The following is a 26,115-nucleotide window of genomic DNA, read 5'->3' on the forward strand; positions in this document are numbered from 1 at the left end:
CCCTCTATTTCCTTCCAGTTAAGTTTATTTATCCCTAAGGTTTCCAGCTAATGAATGCTACGGAATTAAAATAACGTCGACCGCCTCGCCAGCTTCCGCTCCCTTTGAACCGGCGGGAATAACAACGAGCCCCTCCGCTTCGGCGATTGAAGCCATCATGCTGGACTTAGCGAAAGCGAGCGGATCAGCTGACAGCGTGCCGTCATCCCCGCTGACAAGGCGCGCGCGTACAAAACGGTCATGAGGGCTCGGCTTCTCAACAGCCGTTAATAGCCTTGCTCGCACGACTTTTGGCAATGCTTCACGAACGCCTAACAAAAGATGGATCGCCGGGCGCACGAACAGCTCGAATCCGACAAAACACGCTCCCGGATTGCCCGATAAGGCAAATAGCAGTTTCCCATCCATTACTGCGGCTGAAGTCGGGCTGCCTGGCCTCATTGCAATTCTATCGAATAAAAGCCGTGATGCTGGTCGCTCTGCAGCCGATTGAAGGCCGCTCAGCTGCTCCTTCGTTTGCAATCCGCTGCCGTCCTTGAAAGCTCGTATAAGCTCTGCCATTACATCATAGTCGCCTACGGACACACCGCCTGTCGTTACGATGATGTCGGACTTCTCCCATGCGTCGGCAAGAGCTGCTTCAACCGCTGCTAGCTCATCCGGCAGTGCACCGAGCAGCAAGGGCTCTGCACCGCTTTGATGAACCATAGCCGCAACCATGCTGCTGTTGCTGTCGCGGACTCGCCCAGGGGCAAGCTGAGCCGCCACTTGCAGCAATTCGCTGCCAGTTGCAAATACCGCTATGCGCGGGCGCTTCCGCACGGCCACCTCGGCATAGCCGAAGGTGCCGAGCAGCGCAACATGGCCCGGCCGCACAAGCGTGCCGGACACAGCAAGCACGCCCCCGCGGCGGAACTCCTCGCCGCAGGGCGCAATGTGCTGGCCTGCGGCGCCCGCGTGCTTAATCAGCACCGCGCGCGAGCCGTCTGCCAGCATCGCTTCCGCGGTCTGCTCGAGCATCACGACCGCGTCTGCGCCTTCAGGCACAGCCGCGCCGGTCATAATGCGCGCGGCTGTGCTTGCCTGCAAGGCCGCCGGGGCCACTTGGCCCGCCGCGACCTCATAGACAACGCGCAGCATCGCCGGCTTCTCCGGCGACGCTCCCGCGATATCTGCCGCGCGCACGGCGTAGCCGTCGAGGCCCGAGCGCGCGAAGGGCGGCCAATCGCTTGACGCCGTCACCGTCTGCGCAAGCCTGCGGCCGCCGCTCTCGTGCAGCGCGACAAGCTCGCTGCCGACAACCTGCCCTGCTGCGGCCTCGAGCACTCGCCGCTGCGCTTCCTCTACCCGTACGGCTCGCCGATTGAACCGGCTCCCCGATCCAATAGCACCGCTATTGCCTTCTACCATTACCATCATCCGCCCTTTTAGCTGTCATTGCCATCATCCGCCCTTTTAGCTGCCACCTTAGCCCTGACGGCAGCATATTCAGCATTCATTTTACAATGTATGTTAAACTATTGGCAATTACCGTCAACGCAACATAAAGGAGAAAATCATGCCAATCATCATCCAGATCGTCGGATACAAAAATACCGGCAAAACCACATTGGTTTGCCGGCTGACGGAGCATTTAAAGCTTGCAGGTTATAAAGTTGGAACAATTAAGCGCGATGCGCATGATTTTCAGATCGATACCCCAGGAACCGATACTTGGAAGCACCAAGCGGCCGGGGCTGACATTACGGCAATCACTTCAGCTAATCGCACAGCCATCCTAAAGCCGTATTCAGAGCCGCTGGATCAGCTGCTTGCCCATATGTCAGAGGTTGATGTCGTGCTTGTTGAAGGCTTCAAGGACGCCTCCTATCCCAAAATCATTATGATTCGTTCCGCGCAAGACACAGCGCTTCTGAACGAGCTTAACAACCCGCTTGCCGCAGCCATATGGCCTGAAATGAGCAATTTCATGGCGGACAACTCGTCCATACCTGCCATTGATGTTAACCAGACCTCGCTCATGTATCAAAAAATAATAGCCTTGCTCCCGCATTCGTGATGCTAGCTATTCCGCTATTCCTTGCTTCAGCGCGTAAATGGCCGCCTGCGTACGGTCATCTACATCGAGCTTATTAAAAATATTCGTAATATGAAATTTGACGGTTTTGACACCGATAAACAGCTCATCGGCAATTTCCTGATTGGATCTTCCCCGCGCCACACGCTTCAGCACATCCATCTCGCGATCGGTCAGCTCATCATGCAGCGGAGCCTGCTCCTGCTGCTTGGGCTGCCGGAAGCGATTCATCATTTTGGCTGCCACCTGCGACTCCAATACCGATTGTCCCCGCGCAGCAGCACGGATCGCATCTGCGATTTCCGTCGCCCGCGACGTCTTCAGCAAATAGCTGAAGGCTCCTGCTTCAATGACCGGATAAAGCTTGCTGTCATCCAAGTAGCTGGTAAGCACGATAACCTTGCATTCCGGATAAAGCTCGAGCAGCTTTGCTGTCGTCTCCACGCCGTCCATGCCGTCCATGACCAAATCCATCAACACAACATCCGGCTTATAAGCCTGTGCCAGTCGGATTCCATCCATCCCATTGCTTGCTTCGCCGACAACCTCGATGCCATCTTCGGTATCGAGCACTGCTGCAAGCCCGATCCGTACCATTTCATGATCATCGACAAGCAGCACCTTGATCGGCTGAGTTAATTGTTCCATAGCTTCCACGCTGTACACCGCCTTTTATTATAAAAAAATAAGCTTGGTTTATGCTTTCATCTCTCGTTGTGAATCGGCTGGAATCCATATTTGAATCATGGTGCCTTCTCCAGGCTTAGAAATCATTTGCAGAGATCCGCCCAGCTCCATAACGCGCTCCTCCATCGTAAGGAGACCATAAGAGGTTTGTTTTTTCGCTTCGAGATCAAAACCTACCCCGCTGTCCTGCAGGCTCATATACACTTGATTATTTATCCGCACCAGCTTAATATCCATACTCTCCGCTTTCGAGTGCCGCAGCGTATTGGACAAAGCCTCCTGGGCAATTCGGAACAGATGATCCTCTGCATTCGGCGGCAGAACAATCGTCTCGTCCACCTCCAGCATAATCGTCATCGGCACCTTCTGCTTCAGCTCATCCACCAGCACAGTAAGCGCCTGCCCGAGATTTTTTCCGTCCAGGTGGACGGGCCGAAGATGAAGCAGCAAAGCACGCATCTCTGATTGGGCAACAGCAGCCATCTCCTCGATAAGCTGTACCTGTCGCTTTGCACGCTCCCAATCACGATCAATGGTTCGGCTGACTGCAGTCGCAGTCATGGAAATCGCGAATAGCTGCTGGCTTACTGCATCATGCAGCTCGCGCGCCAGCCGCTGGCGCTCCTCGATAACGGCTGTGAATTTCACTTTCTCCGTCCATTTCGGATCGACTTGCTCCTGCTCAGAAACCTCGTTGTCCGTTTTCTCGCCATTGCTCAAGGTGACCGTAAAGCGACGTTTCATCTGCTGTTCGGTCATCCGCTTGAGCGTTTCCTTCAGCTTCGAATTTTGCAAATAACCGTTCAAAGCGGCTGCTGCGAGTCCCGCCCCGACAATCGTCAGCCCGACGACTGCCCATTTCCCTTGCAGCGTAAACAGCTCCACATACCCGATGCCTTGTAGTACGATAACGACCAAGCTAATAATAATAAGCAGCCATAACACCGTTTCTGCTACATTGCGCCTGCGGGCCGCATGATTTGGCTGATCAGCTTTGTTGCCTTGCTCCATACGGCTCACTTCCCTCTATGTACTATTTTAACCTGTATCGCAAGCTTATGTCAGCGTATTTCATTGTTTAATCTTTTACTGGCACATTAGCCCAAACGCATGAAAGAGCAGACCGTTAGACGGTCCGCTTCTCTCATCGTTCCTCATACTATTCCTCAGTTGATTCCTTCGTAAGCGAAGCCGTAGGATTCAGCTTGTTTTTCAATGCTTGCAGCTGCTCATCAACCTTGATCTGCTTCTCAGCATCGGCAGCGTTGAAGGTGCTTTTCGCGCCGCTGTATGAATACGGAGTGCGAAGAACATCTGCCTCAGCCTCAAGCTGCATAATTTTCTCTTCCATGCGGTAGAAGCCGCGTGACGCTGAGCCGCTGTCAATCGTATGGTTAGCAGTAAGCTGCGCCATCTGCTTCTGCGCTTTGGCAACCTGTGCACGGGAAACGAGCTCATTGCGTTTGTTGCGCAATTGGTAGAACTCTTCCTTCATCGTGTGCAGCTGCTGCATCAATTCTTCAGCTTGGGACTTCGATTGTCCATGAAGCTCGACATATTCCGTTACCTTTTGTTCGAAATAAAGCTTCTCTTCCAGCAATTTGCGTGCGAGCTCTTCTTGGCCAGCTCTTAGTGCCGCTTCCGCTTTCGATTCACGATCAGCCGCGCTGCGCACGGTTTCTTCCAAGCGCTGCTTCATACGGCGTTCATTAGCCATCTGCTTCGCTACGGTTACCTCGGCTTGATGGATTTCGGACTCCATGTCGCGCAGGTATTGATTCAGCATGACAATCGGATCCTCCATTTTGTCCAATGCCTCGTTTAGCGATGCCTTCGTCATATCCTTCATCCGTTTGAAAATTCCCATATTAAAAATCTCCCTTCTCGTATTTAGCAATTTTGGCTTTCAATTCTTCAATTTCACGACGCAATGCTTTTTTCTCCAGGTCATCCATCATACTGTCAAATTGGGATGATGGTGATGGCTGCGGTGCAGGTCCTTGCGTATTCCAAGCGCCTGGCGCTTGCGGCGGATTTTTGTAAGGTCCTCCGAACGGCGTATTAGGCTGTTGACCATAACCAGGGTTGTAGCTCCCGCCATATCCGTTGCCGTTGCCGTAGCCGTTAGGACCGAAGTTAGAGTAAACCGGCGGTTCTTTCGGTACAACCAGACCTGCGATAATATAGATCAGAATAACCGCACCGCTTGTAAATATGGTGACAACTATGAGTAAAATCCTCAGGAGCGTCGCATCAACATTCAACATTTCTGCTAAGCCGCCGCAAAGACCGAATAACTTCTTGTCACGTGATGAGCGGTAAAATTTCCTCAAGACGTCCATCCTTCTTTCTCAAGCTTTCGCTTCAGCTGCTCAAGCTCACGTTCTATAACGGATTGTACGGTATTGCCCGCTTCCGTTACGAATTCTTGCCCCATTCTGCGTATGTCGCGCAAGCTCTTGGCTTCATGCTCCATGCCGCTGATCCGATCCTCAAGTCTTCTAAACGCTGCGCCGGATTGAGCCCCATGATCGCCGAACCCGTTCGCGTAACGACTGTTCAAGCGCTGCTGCAATCTTAATGATTCCATTCGCGCTGCATAATATTCGCGCTTGTCATACACAGATTGGTATTCACTCCGCATCTCGCGCAGCTGCTCTTCTAGATCAAGCGTATTCTGGCGGCTTTGCTCGAACAGCTCCCGATATTGCAAGGAACGTTCTTCGCAGCCTGCCTTCTCGTGCAAGGCAATTCTGGCCAGCTGCTCCTCCCCTGCCTTCAAGGCAGTCAAAGCTTGATTCTCACGACGTTCCTTTTGCTCTTCCGCTTGCAGCCACTGTGCTTTCAAGTGATTGCTATGCCCTGCGTATTGCTGGTACAGCTTCTCCGCTTGTATAATATCTTCTCTTGTAGACCAGAGAAACTGATCAATCATTCGAACCGGATCCTCTGACTTCTCAAGCCGTTCATTTAGTGTAGCGACCGTAATGTCGCGTACTCGCTTCATAATACTCATTCCATGTCCTCCTTAGCGTTTTGCGGTGCAAAACCGATCTAATCTTCTCATACTTCTATATTTTCACTCGCAGTTATTAGTAAGCGCTGCGCTTGTCTTTCTTAAAGAGGCTTACACCGCCAACGATCAACCCGATTGCCAGCAGCAATACGATTACGCCGCCAAGCTTGCCAAGAAGCATCATGCCGCCGATTGCGATAAGTATGCCGCCGATCCATTTCTTGTTGTTCATCCAGCCGACAACCCCGAATCCGACCAGTATGAACGGAAGCAAGAAACCGAGTATCGCTCCGAAATGAACACCTACAAAATTAAGTACCGCGATGCTGCCGACGATGATTAGCAGTACACCTAATGCGCTTTTACCATTCATCTCCAAATCCATCTCCTTTCGACCATTAGAATTTCTTCATTTTTTGTTTCTTGCCTTGCGTGTGTTGCTCTTGCTTATGTACTTAGTTTAGATCAATTTCCCCTTTTGTAAAACGGACTTTCGGCGGTTTTGGCACTGGACTTAGGTCGAGTTGGATACCAGCCTTAGGGGGTCAAACGGCCATTCTTACCATATATTACAGCTTAAAGTAGCCCTATCCCTGTGTTACGTTATTACCAGTACAGGAGGTGTATACGCTACCAATGAGAAACGTATCCATTAAGAAGCTTATCGCAGCAGGAGTATTGTCTGCCGTATTATTTAGCACTGGAAGTGTAGCACTCCCCCTCAATGATCATGCGTATGCCGCATCATCAACTACCGAGAAGATCATCTCGACTGGCATGAAGTACTTAGGAACGCCATATGAGTTCGGCTCCAACCGAAGCACCACCAAAACATTTGACTGTTCAGATTTCACCAAACACATATTCAAGGTTGCCGCAGGCGTTACTCTGCCTTCAACCTCAGCATCGCAAGCTGCATACGTCAAAAAGAATTCATCCATTAAAACCAATTGGGCAAGCTTGAAACGCGGAGACTTGATGTTCTTTATGTCCTATCACGGCAGCAGTGCCACCAGCTATGCCAAAGTATCCAAAGCCAAGCAAACCGTCACCCATGTCGGCGTTTATCTAGGAAACGGCAAGATGCTCAATACCTTCTCCAAGGAAAGCGGCGGGGTTCGTGTAGACAGCATCGATAATAAACAGTGGGAATACCGCTTCTTGTTTGGCGGCAGCGCCCTCTAGCTCGCATAATTGGAATAAAAATGCCGGCGAAGCGATTGTCGCTTTGCCGGCCATACCTTTCATCTACTCTTATTTATTAGCCAGAAATTGATCGAACTGCTTCTGCTTCTCCGCAATAATCTTCTCGATTCCCGCTGCCTTCAAGCTTTCGATGTACTCCGGCAACACTTGATCCACATCAACAGAGCCCGTTTCAAGCGCCGTTTGATATTGTCTATCGACATTTACGACCGCAGCTACCTCTGCTCTCACGCCATTCCCGTCGAACACGAAGCCAAGCCCGGGAGAAATTTTCGCATTTTGGTTAAAGTCTCTAAATAAGTCCCACTTATCCGCTTTTTCACTATCCCAAACATAGTTCAAAAACTGATTGCCAAACATCCAATTCGTGCCTGGATTATAACCGGGAGTATTCAAAGTGGGGCGAATGACTTGCTCATTAACCTTTTCATAATGTTTGCCCTCTATGCCGTAATTGAGCAGATTATTCAGATAAACATCCGTATGCAGCATATTAATAAACATCATCGCACGTACGGGATCCTGGGAAGTTGAAGAAATCGCCAGCATAGAGCCCGCCGTTTCCGAGGTTGCTATCGTCTTCACATTAAGAGCAAGCTGTGCCAGCTTGCCTGCCAGCCCTGACTGAATGGCGAGCTCTTCATCCTTTCCTGGCTTCAACGCGGATGTAATGGAAAACGCGTCCCCCGAACGAAGTGCGTCATTGTTCATCGTTTGATTCGTGGTTGCATCCTTGTTAATGTACCCTTTCTGGAAAAACTGACGCGTAATCCGCAGCGTATTCACATAGCGCTCTTCCTCGTAGGTGGGCTTAATTTGCGTGCTTTCACCATCCTTAAGAATTATACCCGGGATCGATGTATCTCCCAGTGCATCGAAATTGCCGATGTAATGCGCATTGAAGGTCTCGCCCTGCTTCATATAAATCGGCGTCATACCCGGTTTTTTTTCCAAAATGGTCTGATAGACCGCATCCAAGTCTTCTATCGTCTTGACCTGCGACATATCGATGCCAAGCTCGTCAGCGATATCCTTCCGATATACGATCCCGCCTTGGGCAGCTAATTCCTTATTCGTCGGTACCGCGTAGTTTTTGCCGTTAATCTTAGCTCCAGCAAGAAAAATCGGGTCTAGCGATTGCAGAATGCCTTGACCGTATTGATCAAGCAGCTCATCCAGCTCTAGAAATGCGCCTTTCGACACGTTTACCGCATGTTTGTTCCATTGCGCTGTGAACAGGATATCAACCGTCTCGCGCGATGCGATCATCAAATTCACTTTGTCATTCCAAGGGCCCCAATCAATGGGCATCAGGTCTATTTTTGCATTTATTTTGGTCAGCAAATAATCATTGATCGCTGATTCAACCTCTTCTTCATCCTTCTGCGGCGCACCCGTATACACGAATTTAAGCGTGTAGCTCTTTCCCGGATAACCGACTTCGCCTTCCTGATCAGCGTTATTAGGTGAAGCGCTTTCAATTCCGTTTCCAGCAGCGTTGCTTGTTGATGGGCGTTCCGCCCCTGCTTGATTGGAGCATGCGCATAGAAGAAACAAGCAAGCCAGCAAGAGATTCTTGGCACGAATCGGTCTGCGCGTCCTTCGGGTCATTATCGGATTGCCCCCTCGTGCGATAATGAATTGCATTAGCTATGCTTAATTGTAAAGAATACACCAAAAAATGCAAGCACAAGTATATACAGCACAAAAACCCGTACCTTTAGAGGGCACGGGTTTCCGATATTATTTTAGAGTGAAATGTGTTTTACTTGCTTGCAAGGAAAGCGTCGAATTGCTTCTGTTTCTCTGCAACTACCTTTTCTACGCCTGCATCCTTCAGCTTTTTCTCGTAATCTGCCAACGTTTTATCCACGTCAACCGAGCCGGTTTCCAAAGCTCTTTGATACTGGCGAATGACGTTTGCAAGTGCGCCAACCTCTGCTTTGACTGGCTCACTGTCGAATACGAATCCAAGGCCTGGAGATACTTTTGCATTTTGGTTAAACTCTTTGAATTTCGCCCATTTCTCAGGATCCTCTGTATCCCATACATAGTTAAGGAATTGATTGCCGAACATCCATGCAGAGCCCGGGTTGTAATTAGCAGTATTGCCCGTTGCCGTAATGATCTCGCCGTTTCTCGTGAAGTGATCGCCTTCGATACCGAAGTTCAGAATGTTATTAATTTCTTTGTCCGTATGAAGAAGGTTGATCAGCATCATTGCACGAGCAGGATCTTTGGATGTAAAAGATACGCCGAGCATGGATCCAGCTGTTTCTGAAGTGGCAACTGTCTTCTCGCTCATTGAAATTTGTGCAAGCTTGCCCGATAGGCCAGCCGCGCTTGCTACTTCAGCATCCTTACCTGGTTTCAGTGGCTCCAGTGTAGAGAATACCGTTCCTGCTTTCCAAGCATCTGAAGAGGATACTTGAGTTGTTGCTGCATCAGCATTGATATATCCCTTTTTAAAGTAATCGCGAGTGAGATTCAAAAATTCCTTATAGCGATCAATTTCCTCAACTGCAGCTACCTTTGTACCGTCCAGATCCTTTAGAATCGCTCCTGGAATCGTTGAATCGCCTAGGAAATCATAGTTAGCGAAGAAATGGGAGTTGAACACTCCTCCTGTTGTGTACAGCGGAGTCAGATCCGGTCTTTTCGCTTTAATTACCGCGTAGACCGCATCGAGATCCTGAGGCGTCTTCACATTCGTCATGTCGATGCCAAGCTCATCGGTCACGTCTTTGCGGTATACGATTCCGCCAAGTGCAGCAAGCTCTTTATTGGTTGGAACCCCATAGTTTTTACCGTTGATTTTGGCACCTTCAATAAAGGCAGGATCTAGAGAATCCGTAATGCCTTTGCCATATTGCTCAAGAAGCTCGCCTAGCTYAAGGAATGCTCCTTTAGCTACGTATTTGGCATGGCCGTTCCATTGAGCCGTGAACACGATGTCCACTTCCTCTTGCGAAGCAACCATCAGATTGATTTTGTCATCCCATGCGCCCCAGTCGATCGGTCTGAGGTCAATTGTTGCATTGATTTTTTCAGTAAGAATTTTATTTAATGCTTCTTCGATTTTTTTCTCATCCGTTTGCGGTGTTCCAGGGTACACGAGTGAAAGCTGGTAAGGCTTCAACTCATTCGCTGGCGGTTCTTCTTCTGTTGCCGCCGGCTTCTCTGTTGCTGCTGCAGCAGGCTCCTTTGTCGCTTCTGCATTGTTTTTGTTGCCGTTTCCTGAGCATCCAGACACGATTAATACGATAGTCATCATCAATAGAAGAAGCATAGATGTTTTTTGTTTAACTTGCTTCATAGCGGGTGGACCTCCCTCAAAAATTTGGTTTTGTATGCTAAACCGAATGTTCCGGTTACAGCCGAGCGCAAGCGTTGCATGTGAGCTAGCCTTTAACGGCACCTACCGTAAGCCCTTTTACGAAATATTTCTGAAAGAATGGATAGGCGAATATGATCGGCCCGATCCCGACGACAACCATCGCCATCCGAACCGTCTCGCTCGGAAACTTGAACGTGCCGCCTGCTGCCGTAATCGCCGCTGCTGCCGTGCTGTTATTGGCGAGAAATTGAATGTTCAGCATCGTCTTGTACATCAGATATTGCACGGTGATATTGCCATCCTTCGTAATAAACACGAGGCTAAGGAACCAATCATTCCAGTACGTAAGCGTCTGGAACAGAGCTACGGTCGCTAACACTGGGAGCGACAAGGGTAGTACGATTTTGAGAAATATGGTAAGCTCTCCCGCTCCGTCTATATTAGCTGACTCCAGTATTGCTGCTGGAATCGTAGTCTGGAAGAAGGTGCGGATAATGAGAACGAAAAACGCAGCGACCAAAAGCGGCATAATAAGAGCCAGCAGCGTATCCTTCAATTCGAGTGTCTGTGCGTAAACCAAATACCAAGGAACAAGTCCGCCCGAGAACAGCATCGTGAAGAAAACAAAGAAAGTAAAAAACTTGGCATGCGGGAAATCGTTTCTCGATATCGGATAGGCATACAGCGCCATAATAACGAGACTTAGCGTTGTTCCCACAATCGTGACGAATATGGAAATGCTGTACGAACGGAGAATTTGGGTTGCATCCTTAAATAAAAATTGATAAGCGCCTAAATCGAATTTGGCTGGAATGAATTGATAACCATTGCTTATTACAGCCGATTCGTCGGTGATCGATACCATCACGATCAATACGAGCGGAATGACGCAAAGCAATGAATAAATAATGAAGAACACATTGATGCCTAGAGAAGCCGGCGTGGACAATTGGTTTTTGGGATTAGATCCGGCTCCGGATGCTATGACCTCTGTTGCTTCCATAGGGTCACCTCCATAAAATTTTCATAATTAGAACAACCTAGAACAGCGCGTTTTCTTTATTAATTCGCCTTACCACCCAGTTAGACAAGAACACGAGCGTGAACCCGATAACCGATTGCAGCAATCCGGCAGCAGACGACAGCCCAATGTCGCCAACCGTTAGAAATGTTCGATATACGTAGGTATCAATAACATTCGTAACCGGGAACAACACGCCTGACTCCCTTGGCACTTGGAAGAAAAGCCCAAAATCCGCATTGAATATTTTCCCGATTTGCAGAAGTGTCATAATGGTGATAACGGGCATGATAAGCGGAACCGTGATGCTCGTCATTTGTTTCCACTTGCTTGCACCGTCAATCGTGGCGGCTTCGTAATATTCATCATCGATGCCGATGATCGCTGCCATATAAATGACTGTAAAGTAACCCATGCTCTTCCATGTGTTGACGATCGGCAGCACGTATGGCCATACTTCTTGGGTGAAATACCACTGAATGCTCTCCATGCCTAGCGCAGGAAGGAGTGAACTGTTCAGATAACCGTGCTCATCGCTCATGAATCCGAATACCAAATAGCTAATGACAACCATTGAGAGGAAATAAGGCAGAAACATAACCGTCTGATGCAGCTTGGCAAGGAAACGGCTTCGTATTTCATTGAGCATGATGGCGAATGAAATCGGAAAGATAAGGTTAAGAATAATRAAACCAGAATTGTACAACAATGTGTTTCGAGTAATGATCCAAGCATCGGATGTTTTGAACAGATATTCAAAATTCCGAAGTCCGCTCCAAGGACTTCCCAATATACCGTCCGCATAATTGATGTTTTTGAACGCAATCATAATTCCGAACATCGGAATGTAATTGTTTAGTATCAGCAGACCGATAGCAGGCAGCATCATTAAATAGAACATCCAATATTTTTTGATAATACGAATTTGAGTCATTTTTTTGACCGAGCTCTTTGGAATGTAGGCAGCTGTAACCGTATCTGTCGCAGGTTTTGCCATCGCCTTCCCCCTCCTCTTTCTAAAGCACTATGTTGTTTTTCCTTGTCTTTATTGTATAAAAAAAAGACGCCGACAGCTGTCGGCGCCGTGACCGCATTAACGGTCAAATGACTTTTCAATTACACATTTTGAAATTTTTTGCGATATTCCTGCGGGGTTAGCCCCGTCGTTTTTTTAAATAGCTTTGAGAAATGCGAAAAGTTTCCGTAGCCCACGTTAATAGCAACGTCGCTGACGCGGTTATTGGTTTTCTCCAGCTCTATCCGTGCCTTCGTAATGCGCAGCCGTACCAAGTAATCAGTCAACGAATAACCTGTTTCCCTCCGAAATAACCGAGACAGGTAAGCAGGATTCAAATAAACAGCATCCGCCACTTGCTCCCTGCTGAACTCCTCGCCAAGGTGCTCCTCCATATAACGCTGTACCTTCTCTACGACTTGGGAAACATCCTTCCCATTCCGGTTGGCATATTCCGTTATTTGCTGGCTCAACTGCTGCGTCCACGTTCTCATCCTCGGCAGCGATTTCAGAATGTTCTCTCCCGCTTCCCACTCACTATGCTTGAATACATCGGTCATCTGCACCGACTTTTTGTTGAGCCACTGAAAGAGCATATTCATATACCCGTAATAGAACGAGGCCATATACGTGTAATCAACCTTTAATTGCTGCATTTGATCAAACCATTCATCGATACGCTGCGCCAATTCCGCCTGTTTTCCTGATTCGAGCAGCAGCGACCAATCAGAGAACGGTGCTGCTTGCGGAACGCTTATCTCCTGTTCATGTGCATGTTCCTGTTCAAGGAGTATCGCGCATGTATTGCTCACATTGCTCCGCTCCATCGTCAACAGGGCTTGCACCGCTTCGCGAAGCTGCCTCGTTTGTGCGGGTTCTCCGATATAGCAAGAAAGCGAGCAATGCAGCATGTCTTTGCACTGGTTAATGAATGTTTTGCATCGCTCAGCTATAATAGAAGCCGATTGCAATTCATGCTCCGGCGATTCATAAAATAATACATAAATAATACCGCCGCCATCCTGTACAATATGTCCATGCTCCCCATGAAGAACAAGCTCCTCGGCTGCATTTTTGATGCCGTAGGTCATGATTTCCTCATCGCGAGCAGACCACTCCTCGCGCCACTGCTCGATGCTAATCAGTACAATGCGCAGAAGACTGTCCGACTGCAGCGGCAAGGCATAGGTTTGCAAGGCGGCGTCCAGCTGCTGTGGCGCTGCGGATAAACGGTAGTGCAGCACGTCATGCCAGAAGCGCTCGATTAGAATCGGACGCTGCTTGCTCCATTGCTCATAGAACAAGCTGTACGTGACTTTGATTTTGGCAAGCTGCTCCAAGTCTATCACTTTGTTCAGCGCTTCCTTCACGCAAGCCTTCAACGCTTGATGGTCAATCGGCTTTAACAAATAATCGAAGCAATCCAATTGAACAGCCTGCTGCGCATACTTGAAATCAGCATGCCCAGTCAGAAATATCGTTACGCTCGAGGGAGAATGCTCGTTCACCCATTCCAGCAAATCAATACCGCTTAAGTTGGGCATGTCAATGTCCGAGAGCATGATATGAATAGTATGCTCTTTCAGCAAGGCTTGCGCTTCCTCCGCGTCGATTGCTGTATAAATATTCGCGATCGGCAGTGTCGACCAATCGATCCCTTCCACTATGCCGCGAATTGCAATTTCTTCGTCATCCACGACTAATAGGTTATACAACGTCTTTCACCCCTTCCGTAAGCTCAGGAAATACGATCTTGATAATGGCCCCGCTGCCCTCTGCTTGATTCGAGAACGTAATCGAGGTCCGCTCGCCATAGAGCAGCTGAAGCCGATGGATCACGTTCATGATGCCTAAACTGCTGGATTCCCCTTCCTGCAGCGGCTCCTTGTTCCGAAGCTTCTCAAGCACGGATGGATCAAAGCCTACACCGTTATCACTGATCGTTAACGTGAACCCTTGCCCCTCGTTTAACTCAGCTGCTATTCGTATGTGGAACAGCTGGCGCCTGTTCTTGAAGCCGTGAATAATGGAATTTTCCACAAACGGCTGAATCGTCAATGCCGCAATCGGATAATGAAGGAGCTCCTCCATCCCCTCAAAATGGCATTGCAGCTTATCTGGAAATCGGATCTTTTGAATGGTCATGTAGTTTTCGATATGCAGCAGCTCTTCCTTCAGCGTAATCGTATCACGGTTTGCTTTCATAATAAAACGGAAGTAGTCGGCTAAATGTAGCGACATTTTTTTGACGGAATCCGTATCCCCGATCGCGGCTAAATTATAAATGATATTGAGGCTATTCATATAGAAATGCGGGTTGATCTGCGCTTGCAGCTGCTTCAGCTCTCCTTGCTTCACACGCAGCTGCTCTTCATAGACGTCAATTTTCAACGTTTTGATCTGTTCCGCCATAATGTTGAACGTGTTGCCTAGAAACTCGAATTCGAGTGTTTTGTTCTTTTTCAACCGAACATCCAGCATGCCCAGTGAAATTTTCTTCATTCCCAGAATAAGCTCGTGCAGCGGTTTAAACAGCATATTCCGCATAAAGAACAAATAGATGAGCAGGATAGCCAAAAATCCGATCGGTGCAAACAATGTAGCGTTTCTGAAAAATAACAGATTTCGCAGCAGCGTCTCTTCCGGAATTACAACGCGATAAGCAATGTTGACCATATCGCTCACCCGGTTCATCACGAGATAGCTCGCTCCCGTCTTGCGGTCTGTCAGTGATTCGTATGGCTTATCCGATATTTTATAGCTAAGCTCCAGCGGCGCTGAGTTTTCAGTCAGGGATTCCACTAGCTGATTCCCCGAACGCAAATAAATGCCATTATGCCCGATGTCACCATCGCTCCATTGAATCGAGAGCAGCGTGTTAATGTCTTGGACCTTTATCATGGCGCCCACATATAATCCATCCGACACCTTGATAAAGTTAATTAGAAAAAACTTGCCGGGCATGCGCTCATCAGCTCTTACCTCCCAGGTATGCTGATCGTTCTGTTCCAGATTTTTCTCCGTGGTCATCGTATCCATATGCGACTTGATAATTTTTTTGGTATCGTTATAGACGCTGTCCGTCCCGAAAATGATATCGTTCTGATGATATAAAAAAACAGCGTCAATGATATTGTAGACACCGACATCTCTATTCAGCTTGGCGTCGATCCGTATTTTCGTGAGCGTGTAGCCATCGCTGTCCATGGGAAACGACATAAGTAGGCCGACATCGGAATCAAGCACAGACATTTTGTAGAGATAATCATTGATCTGCGATAAATTGTGATCCGTCTGACCGACATAAATGTCCAATGTATTTCGATACGTCTCGGATACCTTTTCCCTCACGATATCACGTGAATAGCTGTTATTAATAAGCATGTATGCGACTACCGGCAGCATAACAGCCATAAATCCAATAATAAGACGCGTTCTAATCGATTTGCCAAACCCCACGTGCTGCCTTCCCCCTAACATGTATCATCCCGTGTCTAATTCTACCATTTAAAGCGCTTACGCGAAATCATCTTTAATAGAAACAATGACGGAGGAAAGATACGATTTGTATCAAAATTACTGATTTTCAATGTAAAAACACTGTTTTTCACCTACTCTCTTGCAATCATTGCTTTTATACTGAGTATGAATTTCATAGAAAGCTGCATGAACAGCGGCAATAAAAACGAGGTGAGGATCAGCACACTAATGTAAGCGCAATCAAATTAAAGGCAAATTCGAGAAGGATGGTGACCATTTCATGGGTTGGTACTCGGCCAAAGCATTGAGAAAGGTATGGACAGCGACAACAGCTCTTGCCCTTTTGCTTGGAACGACGCTGCATGCTTCCGCTTCTGATTTACCGAATCACGTTGCAGCCAAAAGCAACTCTGGCGTTCAGCTGGAATATTTGGATAGAGGTTTAGTCGCAGCCGCTACTTCGCAAGGTGTGTTTTTAAGCTGGAGGCTGCTAGGCAATGAAGTAACCGGTTATTCTGCTATCGGGATGACCGGCACTAATTTCAATATTTACCGCGATGGCGTCCAAATAGCCACTGTTGAGGATAGTACAAACTATTCCGATACGGCTGGCACGGCTGCTTCGCTCTATTATGTTGCTGCCGTCGTTGACGGCAAAGAAACCGAACAGAGCGAAGCCATAGCACCTTGGAGCGATGCTTATTATAATTTACCGCTGCAGAAGCCAGCAGATGGAATAACCCCTGTCGGCGAAGCCTATACCTATGCAGCCACGGATATGAGCGTGGGTGATGTTGACGGTGATGGAAAGTACGAGTACTTTGTGAAATGGGATCCCTCTAACTCCAAGGACGTATCGCAGAAGGGCTACACGGGTAACGTTTATATCGATGCTTATCGCTTCGACGGCAAGCTGCTCTACCGGATTGATCTCGGTGTGAACATTCGGGCAGGTGCCCACTATACGGAATTTATGGTTTACGACTTTGATGGAGACGGCAAAGCAGAACTCATGTTCAAAACCGCTCCAGGAACAAAAATCAATAAATACGACGCACAGGGTGCCATTTCATCCGAGCAGTATATTACGATGCCAGATGACGATCTTGCAGCAGGGTACAGCCATTCCGATGATTACCGCTTAAGCCGCCAAGGCTACTTCAATCATGTCGTCGATATGTTTATGGATTGGCATAACCATGCAGAGGTCATTAATGGGAATTGGCCCGCTACGCTCGAAGAGAGCTTCGGTATCGCAAAGCAGTACAACTACCCGCTCTCCCGCTTAGATGCTGAAGCGCTGGCTAACTATTTCATGGATGTGTATGCCCCGGGACGGAGCGCCAACAATAAGCTGCGTGAATTTGAGGGCTTTATTCTCAAAGGGCCTGAATATTTAACCGTATTTGAGGGTGAAACCGGCACAGAGCTGGAAACCATCCACTATAAGCCAGGTCGTACAGACGATGGTCTGTTGTGGGGCGATTACGCCATGGGACGAATTGAGCCGGGAAATCGCGTTGATCGTTTTCTCGCTGGTGTCGCTTATTTGGATGGTTCGAAGCCCTATGCCGTCTTTGCGCGAGGCTATTACACGCGAACGACACTCGTCTCTTACGAATGGGACGGCGAACATTTGCAAGAGCATTGGTTCGTCGACAGCGGCTTCGCACCGATGTCGAATCCATTTAACGATAGTCCGCATGGCAAGCTTGGCACAGATCCGCTGTTAGGCTCGTTGAATACGCAAGGCGCGCACTCTTTAAGCACCGCAGACGTTGACGGGGATGGCAAACAAGAAATTATTTATGGTTCATCCACGATTGATCATGACGGGACCTTGTTGTACAGCTCCTCCGCCGAGCTTCCTGCCGGCAGCGCCAATCCAGGTGTTATCGCTGGCTTAGGCCATGGGGATGCGCTGCATGTTGCCGATATTGATCCGGATCGACCTGGGCTTGAAATTTTCATGGTACATGAAGGCGCTACCTATGCACCTTATGGCTATGCGCTCAGAGACGCCAAAACAGGCGAGGTTATCTACGGCGGATATACGGGTAAAGATACAGGCCGAGGCATGGTTGGCGACGTAGACCCTGCCCATAAAGGACTTGAAACATGGGCTGTCGGTTTATGGACCGCCTCCGGTACAAGAATTGGCACTACCGCTCCTGGTACGAACATGAATATTAAATGGGCTGCCGACATGACGACACAAGTGGTCAATGGCTCGGGCAACAGTACGCCTACAATCGATGATTGGAAGCGCGGGAGCTTACTGACAGCGACCGATACGAGAACCAATAATGGTACGAAAGGCAATCCCTCCCTAGTGGCTGATATTTTTGGCGATTGGAGAGAAGAACTGCTCGTACGCACAGCGGACAGCTCCGCAATTCGAATCTTCATTAGCACGGAGGTTACGAATCGCAAGCTGTATACGCTCATGCATGATGCGCAATATCGTACCGACATTGCTTGGCAGAATACAACCTATAATCAGCCGGCTTATCCAAGCTTTTATTTTGCTTCCGATACCTCATTCGCTAATGTGCCCATCCCGAATTTTTGGACGCCGAGAGTAGGTAATGAAGTAGCAAGTGGAGGTTTCATTAACGGACCTGGTGCAAGTGAAATCGGAGATAGCTTCTCTGTATTCTACGGATTGGCAGAGCCGCCGACGGACATGGTTGCTCAGGATGTCACGATTACCTATGATGCGAATTCGCTTGAGCTGGTCGGTTCCCCTACTGCCCTTGATGAGTCGAAAATAACACTCGTAGACTCCAAAATCGACACGCCTGGGGTAGTCAGGATTCTAGGGGTTCATCTTGGCGAGCAAGCGCTGCATGCGGAAGGTGAGCTTATCAAGCTGACCTTCAAGGTAAAAGATACGGCGCCAGCAGGCATATCGAATATTGCGATCTCTAAGCTGCATGTTGCAAGCAGTACTGGAGCGGAGTCGGAGCTTCAAGGCGAAACGCACAGCGTAGAAATTGGCGTTGATAAAGCCGCATTAACAGCGCTGATCGCCAATGCTCAGCATAAGCATGATACGGCTGTTGAAGGTAATCGCATCGGTCAATATCCGATAGGCTCCAAAGCTAATCTCCAAGCAGCGATCAACCTGGCGAAAGCAGTTTCCGCAGCCGCCTCTTCTACTCAGGCTCAAATTGCGCAAGCAGYGCTCGACTTGAATGCTGTACTGCAAACCTTCCTTGATCTTGTCATCGAGAAGGTCGAAGGCGATTACAATAACGACAACGCAACCAGTATCGGCGATCTTGCGCTCATGGCCAAAGCCTATGGCAAAACATCCGCTGATTCCGATTGGAGCACCGTTAAAGCCTTTGATTTGAACAAAGATAATATCATCGATATTCAGGATCTTGTCGTTCTAGCAAAACTCATTCTGAATTGGTAACCAACTGCTCTTAACGCAAGCAACCGTGCCGAACTGCGAGAGGAGGAATCCATTTCTTCCTCTTGCGCATTTTTTGTTAAAGGATGATCCTCGCCTATGAAATATAAAACCTTATCGGTATATCTGGTTATTACCTTGCTTATCGGCATTATATTACATCCGGCAATGGCATTTGGTGATGCTCTGCCTTCGTTTTCACTGGCGATCTCTCAACCAAAGGCAGGCATCGGCCAAGATGTACGCATTACGGTGGAAGGCATACAGCTTACCGATTTATACGGCTATGAGCTGCGTTTGCGCTATGATACTTCCAAACTACGCTTCAAAAGCGCGTCAGCACATGATACAGGTCTCTCTGTTCCAGCTGCAGCCAAGGATGGTGAAATCGTATTTGCGCATACGAAGCTTGGCAAAAGCCCTGGGGATAACGGCAATGCCAGCCTTGCAACCTTAGCTTTCGAGACGATTGCACACGGTTCAGCTGCCGTTAGCCTAGAGAAAATAAAGCTGGTGGACAGTAAAGCAGCTGCCGTCACAATAACCCCCAAAAACATCAAAGTTTTGTTCATCATTAAGCTACAGGAGGAATATAAAGCTCCTCTAGATCTTACGGGCCACTGGGCTGAAGCAAATGTGCTGCGCGCGATTGAGCTTGGCTTCGTCACGGGTTACCCTGATGGTACTTTTCGACCTAATAGCTTGGTCACAAGAGCAGAATATACAGCAATGCTAGTACGTGCAGTTCAGCTCCCCATAGCCGTTAACAGCGAGGTTACTCTAAACTTTACTGATATTGACCATATCCAGGCTTGGGCTAAGCCTTATATTGCTGAAGCAGCTTCAGCAGGTATTATATCCGGGTATGAGGACCGTACGTTCCGAGCACAGAACAAAATCAATCGCGCGGAGATGGCGGTCATTCTCGCTCGTACAGCCGGCTTCGATCTAACCGACACTGGCACACCGCAATTTTCCGATCATGAGCAGATACCGAGCTGGGCTAAAGCAGCAATTATTGTTTCTATTCAAAACAAGCTTCTAGAGGGCAGGGGAAGCAATCAGTTCGCTCCAAGTGCCTATACCACACGTGCGGAAGCGCTCACTGCTATCCTCAAGCTGCGAGATTGGCAGAACATGCTATAGAACACCAAAAAGGCGCCTTAGGGATCGCATCCCGCAAGCGCCTTTTCATCATCCTATTTACTGAATCTCTACCTTTTTGTTCAGTAGATAGACTGTAAGATATAATAGTGCTCCCGTAAATACCGCCTCCAGCAAGAACGGGCCAAAAAAATAATCCAAATTCAGATTTGAGCTTAGCGTCACGCTGCTCGTCTCTCCRGTCTCACTAGTAATAGATACGAAACCAGCAGACGAATCGTCATCACCAAACAGCAAGTAATCAAACCATACGAGCAAAGAGTGAATAGCGAAGAAGAAAATGATTCCTATCCACGCCGCTCCCTTAAATCGAAAACATCCAGCGACAGTAATAGATGCAAGTATTGAAATAATGAACGAGGTATATGCCCAAATGATTTGTACCACTACAATGGCTTTGGCAGCTCCTACAAACTTAAAGCTATCTTTAAAGAAAGACCAATCATTGCTTGAAAAAACTGCAAAGATAGGGATATGGATAGCTGCTACAATCACGATTAGTCCTAAAACAATCCAGCTTAGCAGGACAGAAGCCCCTATTCCCTTTATTGGATGCTGCGGAAGCAGCCTTCTGCTGTACGACTTTATATTGCTGTCGAATGTCCTCAAGCTATGAATAAACAATAAAATAAACGCCAGTACGTAACCGAATATGCTTAATCCGACAATCAGATTTTCGTCCCAGTGTTTCATTAGTCCAACGATGCTAAGCGCGGCTTGCACAATAACCAATATGGCCAGCGTGCTAAGAATACCGTCATTGCTCCGCTTCCAATCGTACTTCAGCAGCTTAATCATTCTCCGAATACCTCCTTGAACATTTCATCGACGCTTTTGCCATGCTTAAGACGGATGTTCTCTACTTCGTCCTGAAGAACAATTTCTCCCTCTCGAATGAAGACGACTTCATCAAAAATCCGCTCAATATCACGTACAAGGTGAGTAGAGACGAGCAAGCTGCTTTCCTCGTTGTAATAGTTAACGATCGCATCTAGTATCTTTGCTCTTGCTACAGGATCAACCCCGCCAATGGGTTCATCAAGCAGATAAAGCTTTGCGTTGCGAGATAATGTAAGCGTAAGCTGCAGACGCTCATTCATTCCCTTTGACAACTCGATCACGCGATCCCGTTTGTTCAGTTTCATAAACCCAAGCATATCCTCTGCTTTCGCCGTATCAAAGTCCTCATAAAACTCTTTGTAAAATAGAACCGCATCCTCGACTCGCATCCATTTCTCTGTCAGCGGCCGATCGGGCATAAAGGAGGTCATCCTTTTAGTTTCTAGCCCTACCACCTTGCCTCCAACTTGAACGATGCCGGATGCCGGATGGATAAGGCCTGCTGCGAGCTTCATGAGCGTACTTTTACCACTGCCATTGCTGCCAAGCAGTCCGATTATTTTACCTGCTCCTAATTGGAGCGATACTTGTTTTAGCGCCATTTTTCCGCCATAGGATTTGGATACGTCCTTCAGTTGCAGTATGCTTTCCACAGTTACATCTCTCCTATTCATTATCCTTATCATCCACTGCTTGCGTAACGATGTTTACGATATCGTGATTGGCAAAGCCAAGCTCTTGCATCCCTTGAATAAAGCGGCCTAGCAGATCGCCAGCCATTTCCTTTTTGATCTCCATAATTTTCGACTCCTCACTCGTCACGTATCTGCCCAGTCCGCGCTTTGTCTCCACGATTTGCTCACGTTCTAGCTCTTGAAAAGCACGCTGAACCGTGTTTGGATTAATTTGAAGTTCAACGGCAAGCTCCCGTACTGCTGGTATTTTATCACCAGGCTTGAGCTTTCCAACTATAATTTCTTTTTTGATATGATTCATAATCTGCAAGTAGATAGGTAAGTTATTATCGAATTCTATGCTCATAATTTCCCCTGCTCCTCTCCGATGCCATTTTCTTCAAATATAAGAGTTTATATGTTACACGCGATAAAGTATTCCTCTATTTCTACGAGAAACGGATACCCTCCTCTTGCAGAGGACGGAAAAGCCGTTTCTTCTTGAGCCTTAGCCTACTAGGCGATGTCACGTTTTTTAAATGTCACAAAACTCACTGCAAGAAACAAGCAAACATAAATCGCACTAATGGCGCTTGGAAATACTAAATCCTTTATTGTCGAATTTGCACCTGCAAACAACGATAAATCCGTATTCATAAATAGTAGATATTTCGAAAACGCATATCGCGAGAGGAGCATTTGGATGAGGCCTTCAAGTAAAACCGCCGTCATGCCAATCCCAATCGTAGCACCCGTCGAACGTGTCAAGATGCCGAACATAAAGGTTAAGCTAACATAAATTAAAGTATAAATCGTTTGAAAAAGAATGCCTTTTGCGACAAGCAGCCATGAACCATCACCTGAGGCAGTTTCGAATCCAAATACTGCTCCGCTCGCTGCTAATGCAACAGCAATCGTGAAAATAATGAGCGAAACCGTAAACAGTATTGCCACGACATATTTTGATGCCAAGATTTTGCTTCTGCCATGCGCTCTAATAAGCAAAAACTTTATAGTTCCTAGTTGATGCTCCTTAGCCACAATTCCTGCTGTGAAGATGACGGCTATGATCGTAATAATCTGCCCTACCCCGTTAGTCGTCATAATGGAAGCTGTAAAATCAAGCATGGAAGGCAGTTCCTCGCTCGATAGCTGCTTGATCAAAAAAGTGAAGCCTATGACGGTTAGGAGCATAACAGCATATGCAATGAAAAAGCTTCGTTTCTTGGACAATTTCAACCATTCATTTACGATTAATCCGCCAAAATTATGCAATGCGACTTCCTCCTGTCCATTTGAGGAATTCCTCTTCAAGTGATAGCTTTGTTTCAGTAATTCGGTAAATTTTAATCTGCCCTTCGCCAAGTTTCGCAACAACTTGAGGGATCAGCTCATTATGCAAGGAAAGCAAGATTTCATTGCTATCCTTATCGAGTCCAGCCACCTCAACCCCATTAATTGCAGCTGATATCGTATACGCTCTGTCCAGTTGATCTACGCGAATCTTGACGGTCAGCAACTGTGACTGTTCCTTCGCTTGATGCAGGACTCGTTCGGTCACATATTTTCCTTCTTGAATGACAACGACACGACTGCACATAAGCTCCATTTCAGAAAGCAAATGACTCGATACGAGAATTGAAATGCCTTCGTGGTCTGCAATTTGCTTTAGATACTGGCGCATTTCCCGAATGCCCGCTGGATCTAAACCGTTAGTCGGCTCATCGAGAATAAGCAAGGATGGGTTGCCTAGTAGTGCTTGCGCAATACCCAGACGCTGACGCATGCCAAGAGAGTATGCCTTAACCTTCTTATTCATAGCTGCTTCCAAACCCACCAGTTCAGTAACGATCTTAATGCGTTCTTCCGTTATTCCGCTGTCCATTCTCTGATACTGTTTTAGATTATCCCACCCACTCATATACGGATAAAACTCAGGGTTTTCAATAATAGCGCCAATATGGCGAATGGCATTGCTAAATTCATTACGGATACTATGCCCTTGTACGAACACGTCCCCCTCCGACATTTCAATAAGGCCAACCAGCATCCTGATTGTTGTCGTTTTCCCAGCGCCATTCGGACCAAGTAAACCGACTATTTCCCCTTTTTGAATGTTGAACGACAAGCGATCAACAATTGTTTTCCCGCCAATTCGTTTCGTTACTTGTTGTAATGAAAGGACAGGCGTGGTTGCTTTTATATCAGATGTTACTGCCATCTTTGCGACCTCCAGTGTTCTTGTGTGTTAGTTAAATAGTACACTAGTTAAAAAGATCTGTAAAGAGGTTATTTGATTAGATATCAAACCGAGCTTGTAAGACATGTAGTTATACAAAGGTAATATACAAAGCAAACACAAATACAAAGCAAACTCAAATACAAAGCAAACACAAATACAAAGCAAACACAAATACAAAGCAAACACAAAAAAACTCTTAAGATCATTGTGATCTTAAGAGTTTGAGTTTAAAATAATGGTGCCGATGAGAGGACTCGAACCTCCACGGTTTCCCTCACGATTTTGAGTCGCGCGCGTCTGCCATTCCGCCACATCGGCAAGTCAGTAAAGATGGCGTGCCCTAAGAGATTCGAACTCCTGGCCTTTTGATTCGTAGTCAAACGCTCTATCCAGCTGAGCTAAGGGCACGTATGGTATTACAATAGAGAAATTGTGGAGGCGCCACCCAGACTCGAACTGGGGGTAGAGCTTTTGCAGAGCTCTGCCTTACCACTTGGCTATGGCGCCAAATAAATGGAGCGGAAGACGGGAATCGAACCCGCGACCCTCGCCTTGGCAAGGCGATGCTCTACCGCTGAGCCACTTCCGCAAATAAATGGCTGGGGATTCAGGGATCGAACCTGAGAATGACGGAGTCAAAGTCCGTTGCCTTACCGCTTGGCTAATCCCCAACATGATGCATGTGTTTTAAAATTAATGGGGCGATCGAGGGGAATTGAACCCCCGAGTGTCGGATCCACAAACCGATGCGTTAACCACTTCGCCACGACCGCCATATTGAATTATTTAATTGGCAGGGGCAGCAGGAATTGAACCCACACCAAAGGTTTTGGAGACCTTTGTTCTACCTTTAAACTATGCCCCTAAGGTAAACTGGTGGAGGATGATGGATTCGAACCACCGAACTCAGAGAGAGCAGATTTACAGTCTGCCGTGTTTAGCCACTTCACTAATCCTCCATGTGGTGCCGTCGAGAGGACTTGAACCCCCAACCTACTGATTACAAGTCAGTTGCTCTACCAGTTGAGCTACAACGGCATATTTACTTATGTGTTGCTTGTACATACTAAATGGTGGCTCGGGACGGAATCGAACCGCCGACACGAGGATTTTCAGTCCTCTGCTCTACCGACTGAGCTACCGAGCCTGATGTTGTTTGAATGGCGGAGCTGACGGGATTCGAACCCGCGGTCTCCTGCGTGACAGGCAGGCATGTTGGGCCACTACACCACAGCTCCACATCAAATTCTCGGAAACTTCCGAATGGTAAAGATTTTTGGTTGCGGGGGCAGGATTTGAACCTGCGGCCTTCGGGTTATGAGCCCGACGAGCTACCGGGCTGCTCCACCCCGCGTCGTTATTAAAATAATGGTGGAGGATGACGGGATCGAACCGCCGACCCTCTGCTTGTAAGGCAGATGCTCTCCCAGCTGAGCTAATCCTCCATGTTGAGCGACCTTTATATCTTATCATAGGCACTTCGCTCTTGTCAATGACTTTTTAAAAGTAAATAGTGACCCGTAGGGGACTCGAACCCCTGTTACCTCCGTGAAAGGGAGGTGTCTTAACCACTTGACCAACGGGCCTTGCTGGCAGAGAGGAAGGGATTCGAACCCTCGAGACCCGGTTAGAGCCTACACGATTTCCAATCGTGCTCCTTCGACCACTCGGACACCTCTCTACAATGGCTCCCCGAACAGGACTCGAACCTGTGACAACTCGATTAACAGTCGAGTGCTCTACCAACTGAGCTATCAGGGAAAATAAGCAATTTCAAAGCAAGTTGCGCCCTGAAAACTGGATACGAAAGATAAGGTTTGCTGAACCTTCTTGCTGCTGTCTACCGGATGTATGGGTCACGGTAAACGTGTTTAGGATAAGCCCTCGACCGATTAGTATTCGTCAGCTACACACATTGCTGTGCTTCCACCCCGA

The 26,115-nt window shown here is 47.7% G+C and carries 22 protein-coding genes, 16 tRNA genes and 1 pseudogene; 5 read left to right on the forward strand and 34 right to left on the reverse strand.

Annotated features, from left to right (window positions below):
* Positions 1–57: 57 nt before the first annotated feature.
* Complete coding sequence (locus AB4Z29_RS02465; RefSeq protein ID WP_441941548.1) at positions 58–1,410, reverse strand: molybdopterin molybdotransferase MoeA; 1,353 nt, start codon at positions 1,408–1,410, stop codon at positions 58–60.
* Between the two features lie 148 nt (positions 1,411–1,558).
* On the opposite strand from AB4Z29_RS02465, the gene mobB reads away from it, so the two are divergent.
* Positions 1,559–2,059 (forward strand): molybdopterin-guanine dinucleotide biosynthesis protein B, encoded by a 501-nt coding sequence (gene mobB, locus AB4Z29_RS02470; RefSeq protein WP_441941549.1) that lies wholly within the window; start codon positions 1,559–1,561, stop codon positions 2,057–2,059.
* A 6-nt stretch (positions 2,060–2,065) separates the two neighbouring features.
* Here the strand turns inward: mobB and AB4Z29_RS02475 are convergent, their stop codons facing one another.
* The 6 genes from AB4Z29_RS02475 to AB4Z29_RS02500 form a co-directional block, all read right to left on the reverse strand.
* Positions 2,066–2,725: a response regulator transcription factor gene (locus tag AB4Z29_RS02475; protein ID WP_183568922.1), complete on the reverse strand. Its 660-nt coding sequence runs from the start codon at positions 2,723–2,725 to the stop codon at positions 2,066–2,068.
* Between the two features lie 48 nt (positions 2,726–2,773).
* The gene (locus AB4Z29_RS02480) at positions 2,774–3,775 is read right to left on the reverse strand and encodes a sensor histidine kinase (RefSeq protein ID WP_441941550.1); all 1,002 of its coding nucleotides are present in this window, start codon (positions 3,773–3,775) and stop codon (positions 2,774–2,776) included.
* A 148-nt stretch (positions 3,776–3,923) separates the two neighbouring features.
* Entirely contained in the window at positions 3,924–4,631 is a 708-nt protein-coding gene (locus tag AB4Z29_RS02485; RefSeq protein ID WP_441941551.1) for a PspA/IM30 family protein, read from the reverse strand.
* Position 4,632: 1 nt separating this feature from the next.
* Positions 4,633–5,106 (reverse strand): PspC domain-containing protein, encoded by a 474-nt coding sequence (locus tag AB4Z29_RS02490; protein WP_441941552.1) that lies wholly within the window; start codon positions 5,104–5,106, stop codon positions 4,633–4,635.
* On the reverse strand, positions 5,094–5,780 hold the full coding sequence (locus tag AB4Z29_RS02495; RefSeq protein ID WP_441941553.1) for a PspA/IM30 family protein: 687 nt from the start codon (positions 5,778–5,780) through the stop codon (positions 5,094–5,096). The genes AB4Z29_RS02490 and AB4Z29_RS02495 overlap by 13 nt, the downstream gene beginning before the upstream one ends.
* A 76-nt stretch (positions 5,781–5,856) precedes the next feature.
* Positions 5,857–6,153, reverse strand: a complete 297-nt coding sequence (locus AB4Z29_RS02500; protein ID WP_441941554.1) for a LiaF transmembrane domain-containing protein — start codon at positions 6,151–6,153, stop codon at positions 5,857–5,859.
* 263 nt (positions 6,154–6,416) lie between these two features.
* Between AB4Z29_RS02500 and AB4Z29_RS02505 the strand changes: the two genes are divergently transcribed.
* The gene (locus AB4Z29_RS02505; protein WP_441941555.1) at positions 6,417–6,965 is read left to right on the forward strand and encodes a C40 family peptidase; all 549 of its coding nucleotides are present in this window, start codon (positions 6,417–6,419) and stop codon (positions 6,963–6,965) included.
* A 69-nt stretch (positions 6,966–7,034) separates the two neighbouring features.
* Here AB4Z29_RS02505 and AB4Z29_RS02510 read toward each other — a convergent pair whose 3' ends face one another.
* The 6 genes from AB4Z29_RS02510 to AB4Z29_RS02535 form a co-directional block, all read right to left on the reverse strand.
* Positions 7,035–8,597 (reverse strand): ABC transporter substrate-binding protein, encoded by a 1,563-nt coding sequence (locus tag AB4Z29_RS02510; RefSeq protein ID WP_441941556.1) that lies wholly within the window; start codon positions 8,595–8,597, stop codon positions 7,035–7,037.
* Positions 8,598–8,751: 154 nt separating this feature from the next.
* Complete coding sequence (locus tag AB4Z29_RS02515; RefSeq protein ID WP_441941557.1) at positions 8,752–10,302, reverse strand: ABC transporter substrate-binding protein; 1,551 nt, start codon at positions 10,300–10,302, stop codon at positions 8,752–8,754.
* 85 nt (positions 10,303–10,387) lie between these two features.
* Positions 10,388–11,326 (reverse strand): carbohydrate ABC transporter permease, encoded by a 939-nt coding sequence (locus AB4Z29_RS02520; protein WP_441941558.1) that lies wholly within the window; start codon positions 11,324–11,326, stop codon positions 10,388–10,390.
* Positions 11,327–11,363: 37 nt separating this feature from the next.
* Positions 11,364–12,341, reverse strand: coding sequence for an ABC transporter permease (locus tag AB4Z29_RS02525; RefSeq protein ID WP_441941559.1), 978 nt, complete (start codon positions 12,339–12,341; stop codon positions 11,364–11,366).
* A gap of 119 nt (positions 12,342–12,460) precedes the next feature.
* Positions 12,461–14,074, reverse strand: coding sequence for a helix-turn-helix domain-containing protein (locus AB4Z29_RS02530; RefSeq protein WP_441941560.1), 1,614 nt, complete (start codon positions 14,072–14,074; stop codon positions 12,461–12,463).
* The gene (locus AB4Z29_RS02535) at positions 14,067–15,818 is read right to left on the reverse strand and encodes a sensor histidine kinase (protein ID WP_441941561.1); all 1,752 of its coding nucleotides are present in this window, start codon (positions 15,816–15,818) and stop codon (positions 14,067–14,069) included. The genes AB4Z29_RS02530 and AB4Z29_RS02535 overlap by 8 nt, the downstream gene beginning before the upstream one ends.
* Positions 15,819–16,119: 301 nt before the next feature.
* Here AB4Z29_RS02535 and AB4Z29_RS02540 point away from each other — a divergent pair.
* The 3 genes and pseudogenes from AB4Z29_RS02540 to AB4Z29_RS02550 form a co-directional block, all read left to right on the forward strand.
* Positions 16,120–18,804 (forward strand): annotated as a pseudogene (locus AB4Z29_RS02540) (rhamnogalacturonan lyase family protein); the annotation flags it as partial.
* Positions 18,805–19,032: 228 nt separating this feature from the next.
* Complete coding sequence (locus tag AB4Z29_RS02545; RefSeq protein WP_441941592.1) at positions 19,033–19,263, forward strand: dockerin type I domain-containing protein; 231 nt, start codon at positions 19,033–19,035, stop codon at positions 19,261–19,263.
* A 96-nt stretch (positions 19,264–19,359) separates the two neighbouring features.
* Positions 19,360–20,406, forward strand: a complete 1,047-nt coding sequence (locus AB4Z29_RS02550) for an S-layer homology domain-containing protein (RefSeq protein ID WP_441941562.1) — start codon at positions 19,360–19,362, stop codon at positions 20,404–20,406.
* Between the two features lie 57 nt (positions 20,407–20,463).
* Here AB4Z29_RS02550 and AB4Z29_RS02555 read toward each other — a convergent pair whose 3' ends face one another.
* The 21 genes from AB4Z29_RS02555 to AB4Z29_RS02655 all read right to left on the reverse strand — a co-directional run bounded on the left by AB4Z29_RS02555 (position 20,464) and on the right by AB4Z29_RS02655 (position 25,941).
* Positions 20,464–21,222 (reverse strand): hypothetical protein, encoded by a 759-nt coding sequence (locus tag AB4Z29_RS02555; RefSeq protein ID WP_441941563.1) that lies wholly within the window; start codon positions 21,220–21,222, stop codon positions 20,464–20,466.
* Complete coding sequence (locus AB4Z29_RS02560) at positions 21,219–21,917, reverse strand: ABC transporter ATP-binding protein (RefSeq protein WP_441941564.1); 699 nt, start codon at positions 21,915–21,917, stop codon at positions 21,219–21,221. Before AB4Z29_RS02560 ends, AB4Z29_RS02555 begins: the two co-directional genes overlap by 4 nt.
* 13 nt (positions 21,918–21,930) lie before the next feature.
* Positions 21,931–22,305, reverse strand: coding sequence for a GntR family transcriptional regulator (locus tag AB4Z29_RS02565; RefSeq protein ID WP_441941565.1), 375 nt, complete (start codon positions 22,303–22,305; stop codon positions 21,931–21,933).
* A gap of 149 nt (positions 22,306–22,454) precedes the next feature.
* Positions 22,455–23,213, reverse strand: a complete 759-nt coding sequence (locus AB4Z29_RS02570; RefSeq protein ID WP_441941566.1) for an ABC transporter permease — start codon at positions 23,211–23,213, stop codon at positions 22,455–22,457.
* Positions 23,206–24,159 (reverse strand): ABC transporter ATP-binding protein, encoded by a 954-nt coding sequence (locus AB4Z29_RS02575; RefSeq protein ID WP_441941567.1) that lies wholly within the window; start codon positions 24,157–24,159, stop codon positions 23,206–23,208. Before AB4Z29_RS02575 ends, AB4Z29_RS02570 begins: the two co-directional genes overlap by 8 nt.
* Before the next feature lie 257 nt (positions 24,160–24,416).
* Positions 24,417–24,498, reverse strand: a tRNA-Leu gene (locus tag AB4Z29_RS02580).
* A 13-nt stretch (positions 24,499–24,511) separates the two neighbouring features.
* A tRNA-Arg gene (locus AB4Z29_RS02585) sits at positions 24,512–24,588 on the reverse strand.
* 25 nt (positions 24,589–24,613) lie between these two features.
* Positions 24,614–24,687 (reverse strand) — tRNA-Cys (locus AB4Z29_RS02590).
* A 7-nt stretch (positions 24,688–24,694) separates the two neighbouring features.
* Positions 24,695–24,769: transfer RNA gene (locus tag AB4Z29_RS02595), tRNA-Gly, on the reverse strand.
* 7 nt (positions 24,770–24,776) lie between these two features.
* Positions 24,777–24,851: transfer RNA gene (locus AB4Z29_RS02600), tRNA-Gln, on the reverse strand.
* Positions 24,852–24,877: 26 nt separating this feature from the next.
* Positions 24,878–24,953: transfer RNA gene (locus AB4Z29_RS02605), tRNA-His, on the reverse strand.
* A gap of 18 nt (positions 24,954–24,971) precedes the next feature.
* Positions 24,972–25,045: transfer RNA gene (locus AB4Z29_RS02610), tRNA-Trp, on the reverse strand.
* 9 nt (positions 25,046–25,054) lie between these two features.
* Positions 25,055–25,139: transfer RNA gene (locus AB4Z29_RS02615), tRNA-Tyr, on the reverse strand.
* Positions 25,140–25,142: 3 nt separating this feature from the next.
* A tRNA-Thr gene (locus AB4Z29_RS02620) sits at positions 25,143–25,218 on the reverse strand.
* Between the two features lie 33 nt (positions 25,219–25,251).
* Positions 25,252–25,327, reverse strand: a tRNA-Phe gene (locus AB4Z29_RS02625).
* A gap of 14 nt (positions 25,328–25,341) precedes the next feature.
* Positions 25,342–25,418 (reverse strand) — tRNA-Asp (locus AB4Z29_RS02630).
* A 39-nt stretch (positions 25,419–25,457) separates the two neighbouring features.
* Positions 25,458–25,534, reverse strand: a tRNA-Met gene (locus tag AB4Z29_RS02635).
* Positions 25,535–25,549: 15 nt separating this feature from the next.
* Positions 25,550–25,625 (reverse strand) — tRNA-Val (locus AB4Z29_RS02640).
* 69 nt (positions 25,626–25,694) lie between these two features.
* A tRNA-Glu gene (locus tag AB4Z29_RS02645) sits at positions 25,695–25,766 on the reverse strand.
* Positions 25,767–25,770: 4 nt separating this feature from the next.
* Positions 25,771–25,861, reverse strand: a tRNA-Ser gene (locus tag AB4Z29_RS02650).
* Between the two features lie 4 nt (positions 25,862–25,865).
* Positions 25,866–25,941: transfer RNA gene (locus AB4Z29_RS02655), tRNA-Asn, on the reverse strand.
* Positions 25,942–26,115 lie beyond the last annotated feature (174 nt).

The organism is Paenibacillus sp. 2TAB23 (assembly GCF_052115165.1).
Classification (GTDB): Bacteria; Bacillota; Bacilli; order Paenibacillales; family Paenibacillaceae; genus Pristimantibacillus.

Bases quoted from the DNA above. Each gene is read 5' to 3' on its own strand.
- AB4Z29_RS02510 (WP_441941556.1), bottom strand. From the start codon at position 8,597: ATGACCCGAAGGACGCGCAGACCGATTCGTGCCAAGAATCTCTTGCTG.
- AB4Z29_RS02520 (WP_441941558.1), bottom strand. From the start codon at position 11,326: ATGGAAGCAACAGAGGTCATAGCATCCGGAGCCGGATCTAATCCCAAA.
- AB4Z29_RS02465 (WP_441941548.1), bottom strand. From the start codon at position 1,410: ATGGTAGAAGGCAATAGCGGTGCTATTGGATCGGGGAGCCGGTTCAAT.
- AB4Z29_RS02575 (WP_441941567.1), bottom strand. From the start codon at position 24,159: ATGGCAGTAACATCTGATATAAAAGCAACCACGCCTGTCCTTTCATTA.
- AB4Z29_RS02495 (WP_441941553.1), bottom strand. From the start codon at position 5,780: ATGAGTATTATGAAGCGAGTACGCGACATTACGGTCGCTACACTAAAT.
- AB4Z29_RS02485 (WP_441941551.1), bottom strand. From the start codon at position 4,631: ATGGGAATTTTCAAACGGATGAAGGATATGACGAAGGCATCGCTAAAC.
- AB4Z29_RS02480 (WP_441941550.1), bottom strand. From the start codon at position 3,775: ATGGAGCAAGGCAACAAAGCTGATCAGCCAAATCATGCGGCCCGCAGG.
- AB4Z29_RS02500 (WP_441941554.1), bottom strand. From the start codon at position 6,153: ATGAATGGTAAAAGCGCATTAGGTGTACTGCTAATCATCGTCGGCAGC.
- mobB (WP_441941549.1), top strand. From the start codon at position 1,559: ATGCCAATCATCATCCAGATCGTCGGATACAAAAATACCGGCAAAACC.
- AB4Z29_RS02550 (WP_441941562.1), top strand. From the start codon at position 19,360: ATGAAATATAAAACCTTATCGGTATATCTGGTTATTACCTTGCTTATC.
- AB4Z29_RS02490 (WP_441941552.1), bottom strand. From the start codon at position 5,106: ATGGACGTCTTGAGGAAATTTTACCGCTCATCACGTGACAAGAAGTTA.
- AB4Z29_RS02505 (WP_441941555.1), top strand. From the start codon at position 6,417: ATGAGAAACGTATCCATTAAGAAGCTTATCGCAGCAGGAGTATTGTCT.
- AB4Z29_RS02475 (WP_183568922.1), bottom strand. From the start codon at position 2,725: ATGGAACAATTAACTCAGCCGATCAAGGTGCTGCTTGTCGATGATCAT.
- AB4Z29_RS02565 (WP_441941565.1), bottom strand. From the start codon at position 22,305: ATGAGCATAGAATTCGATAATAACTTACCTATCTACTTGCAGATTATG.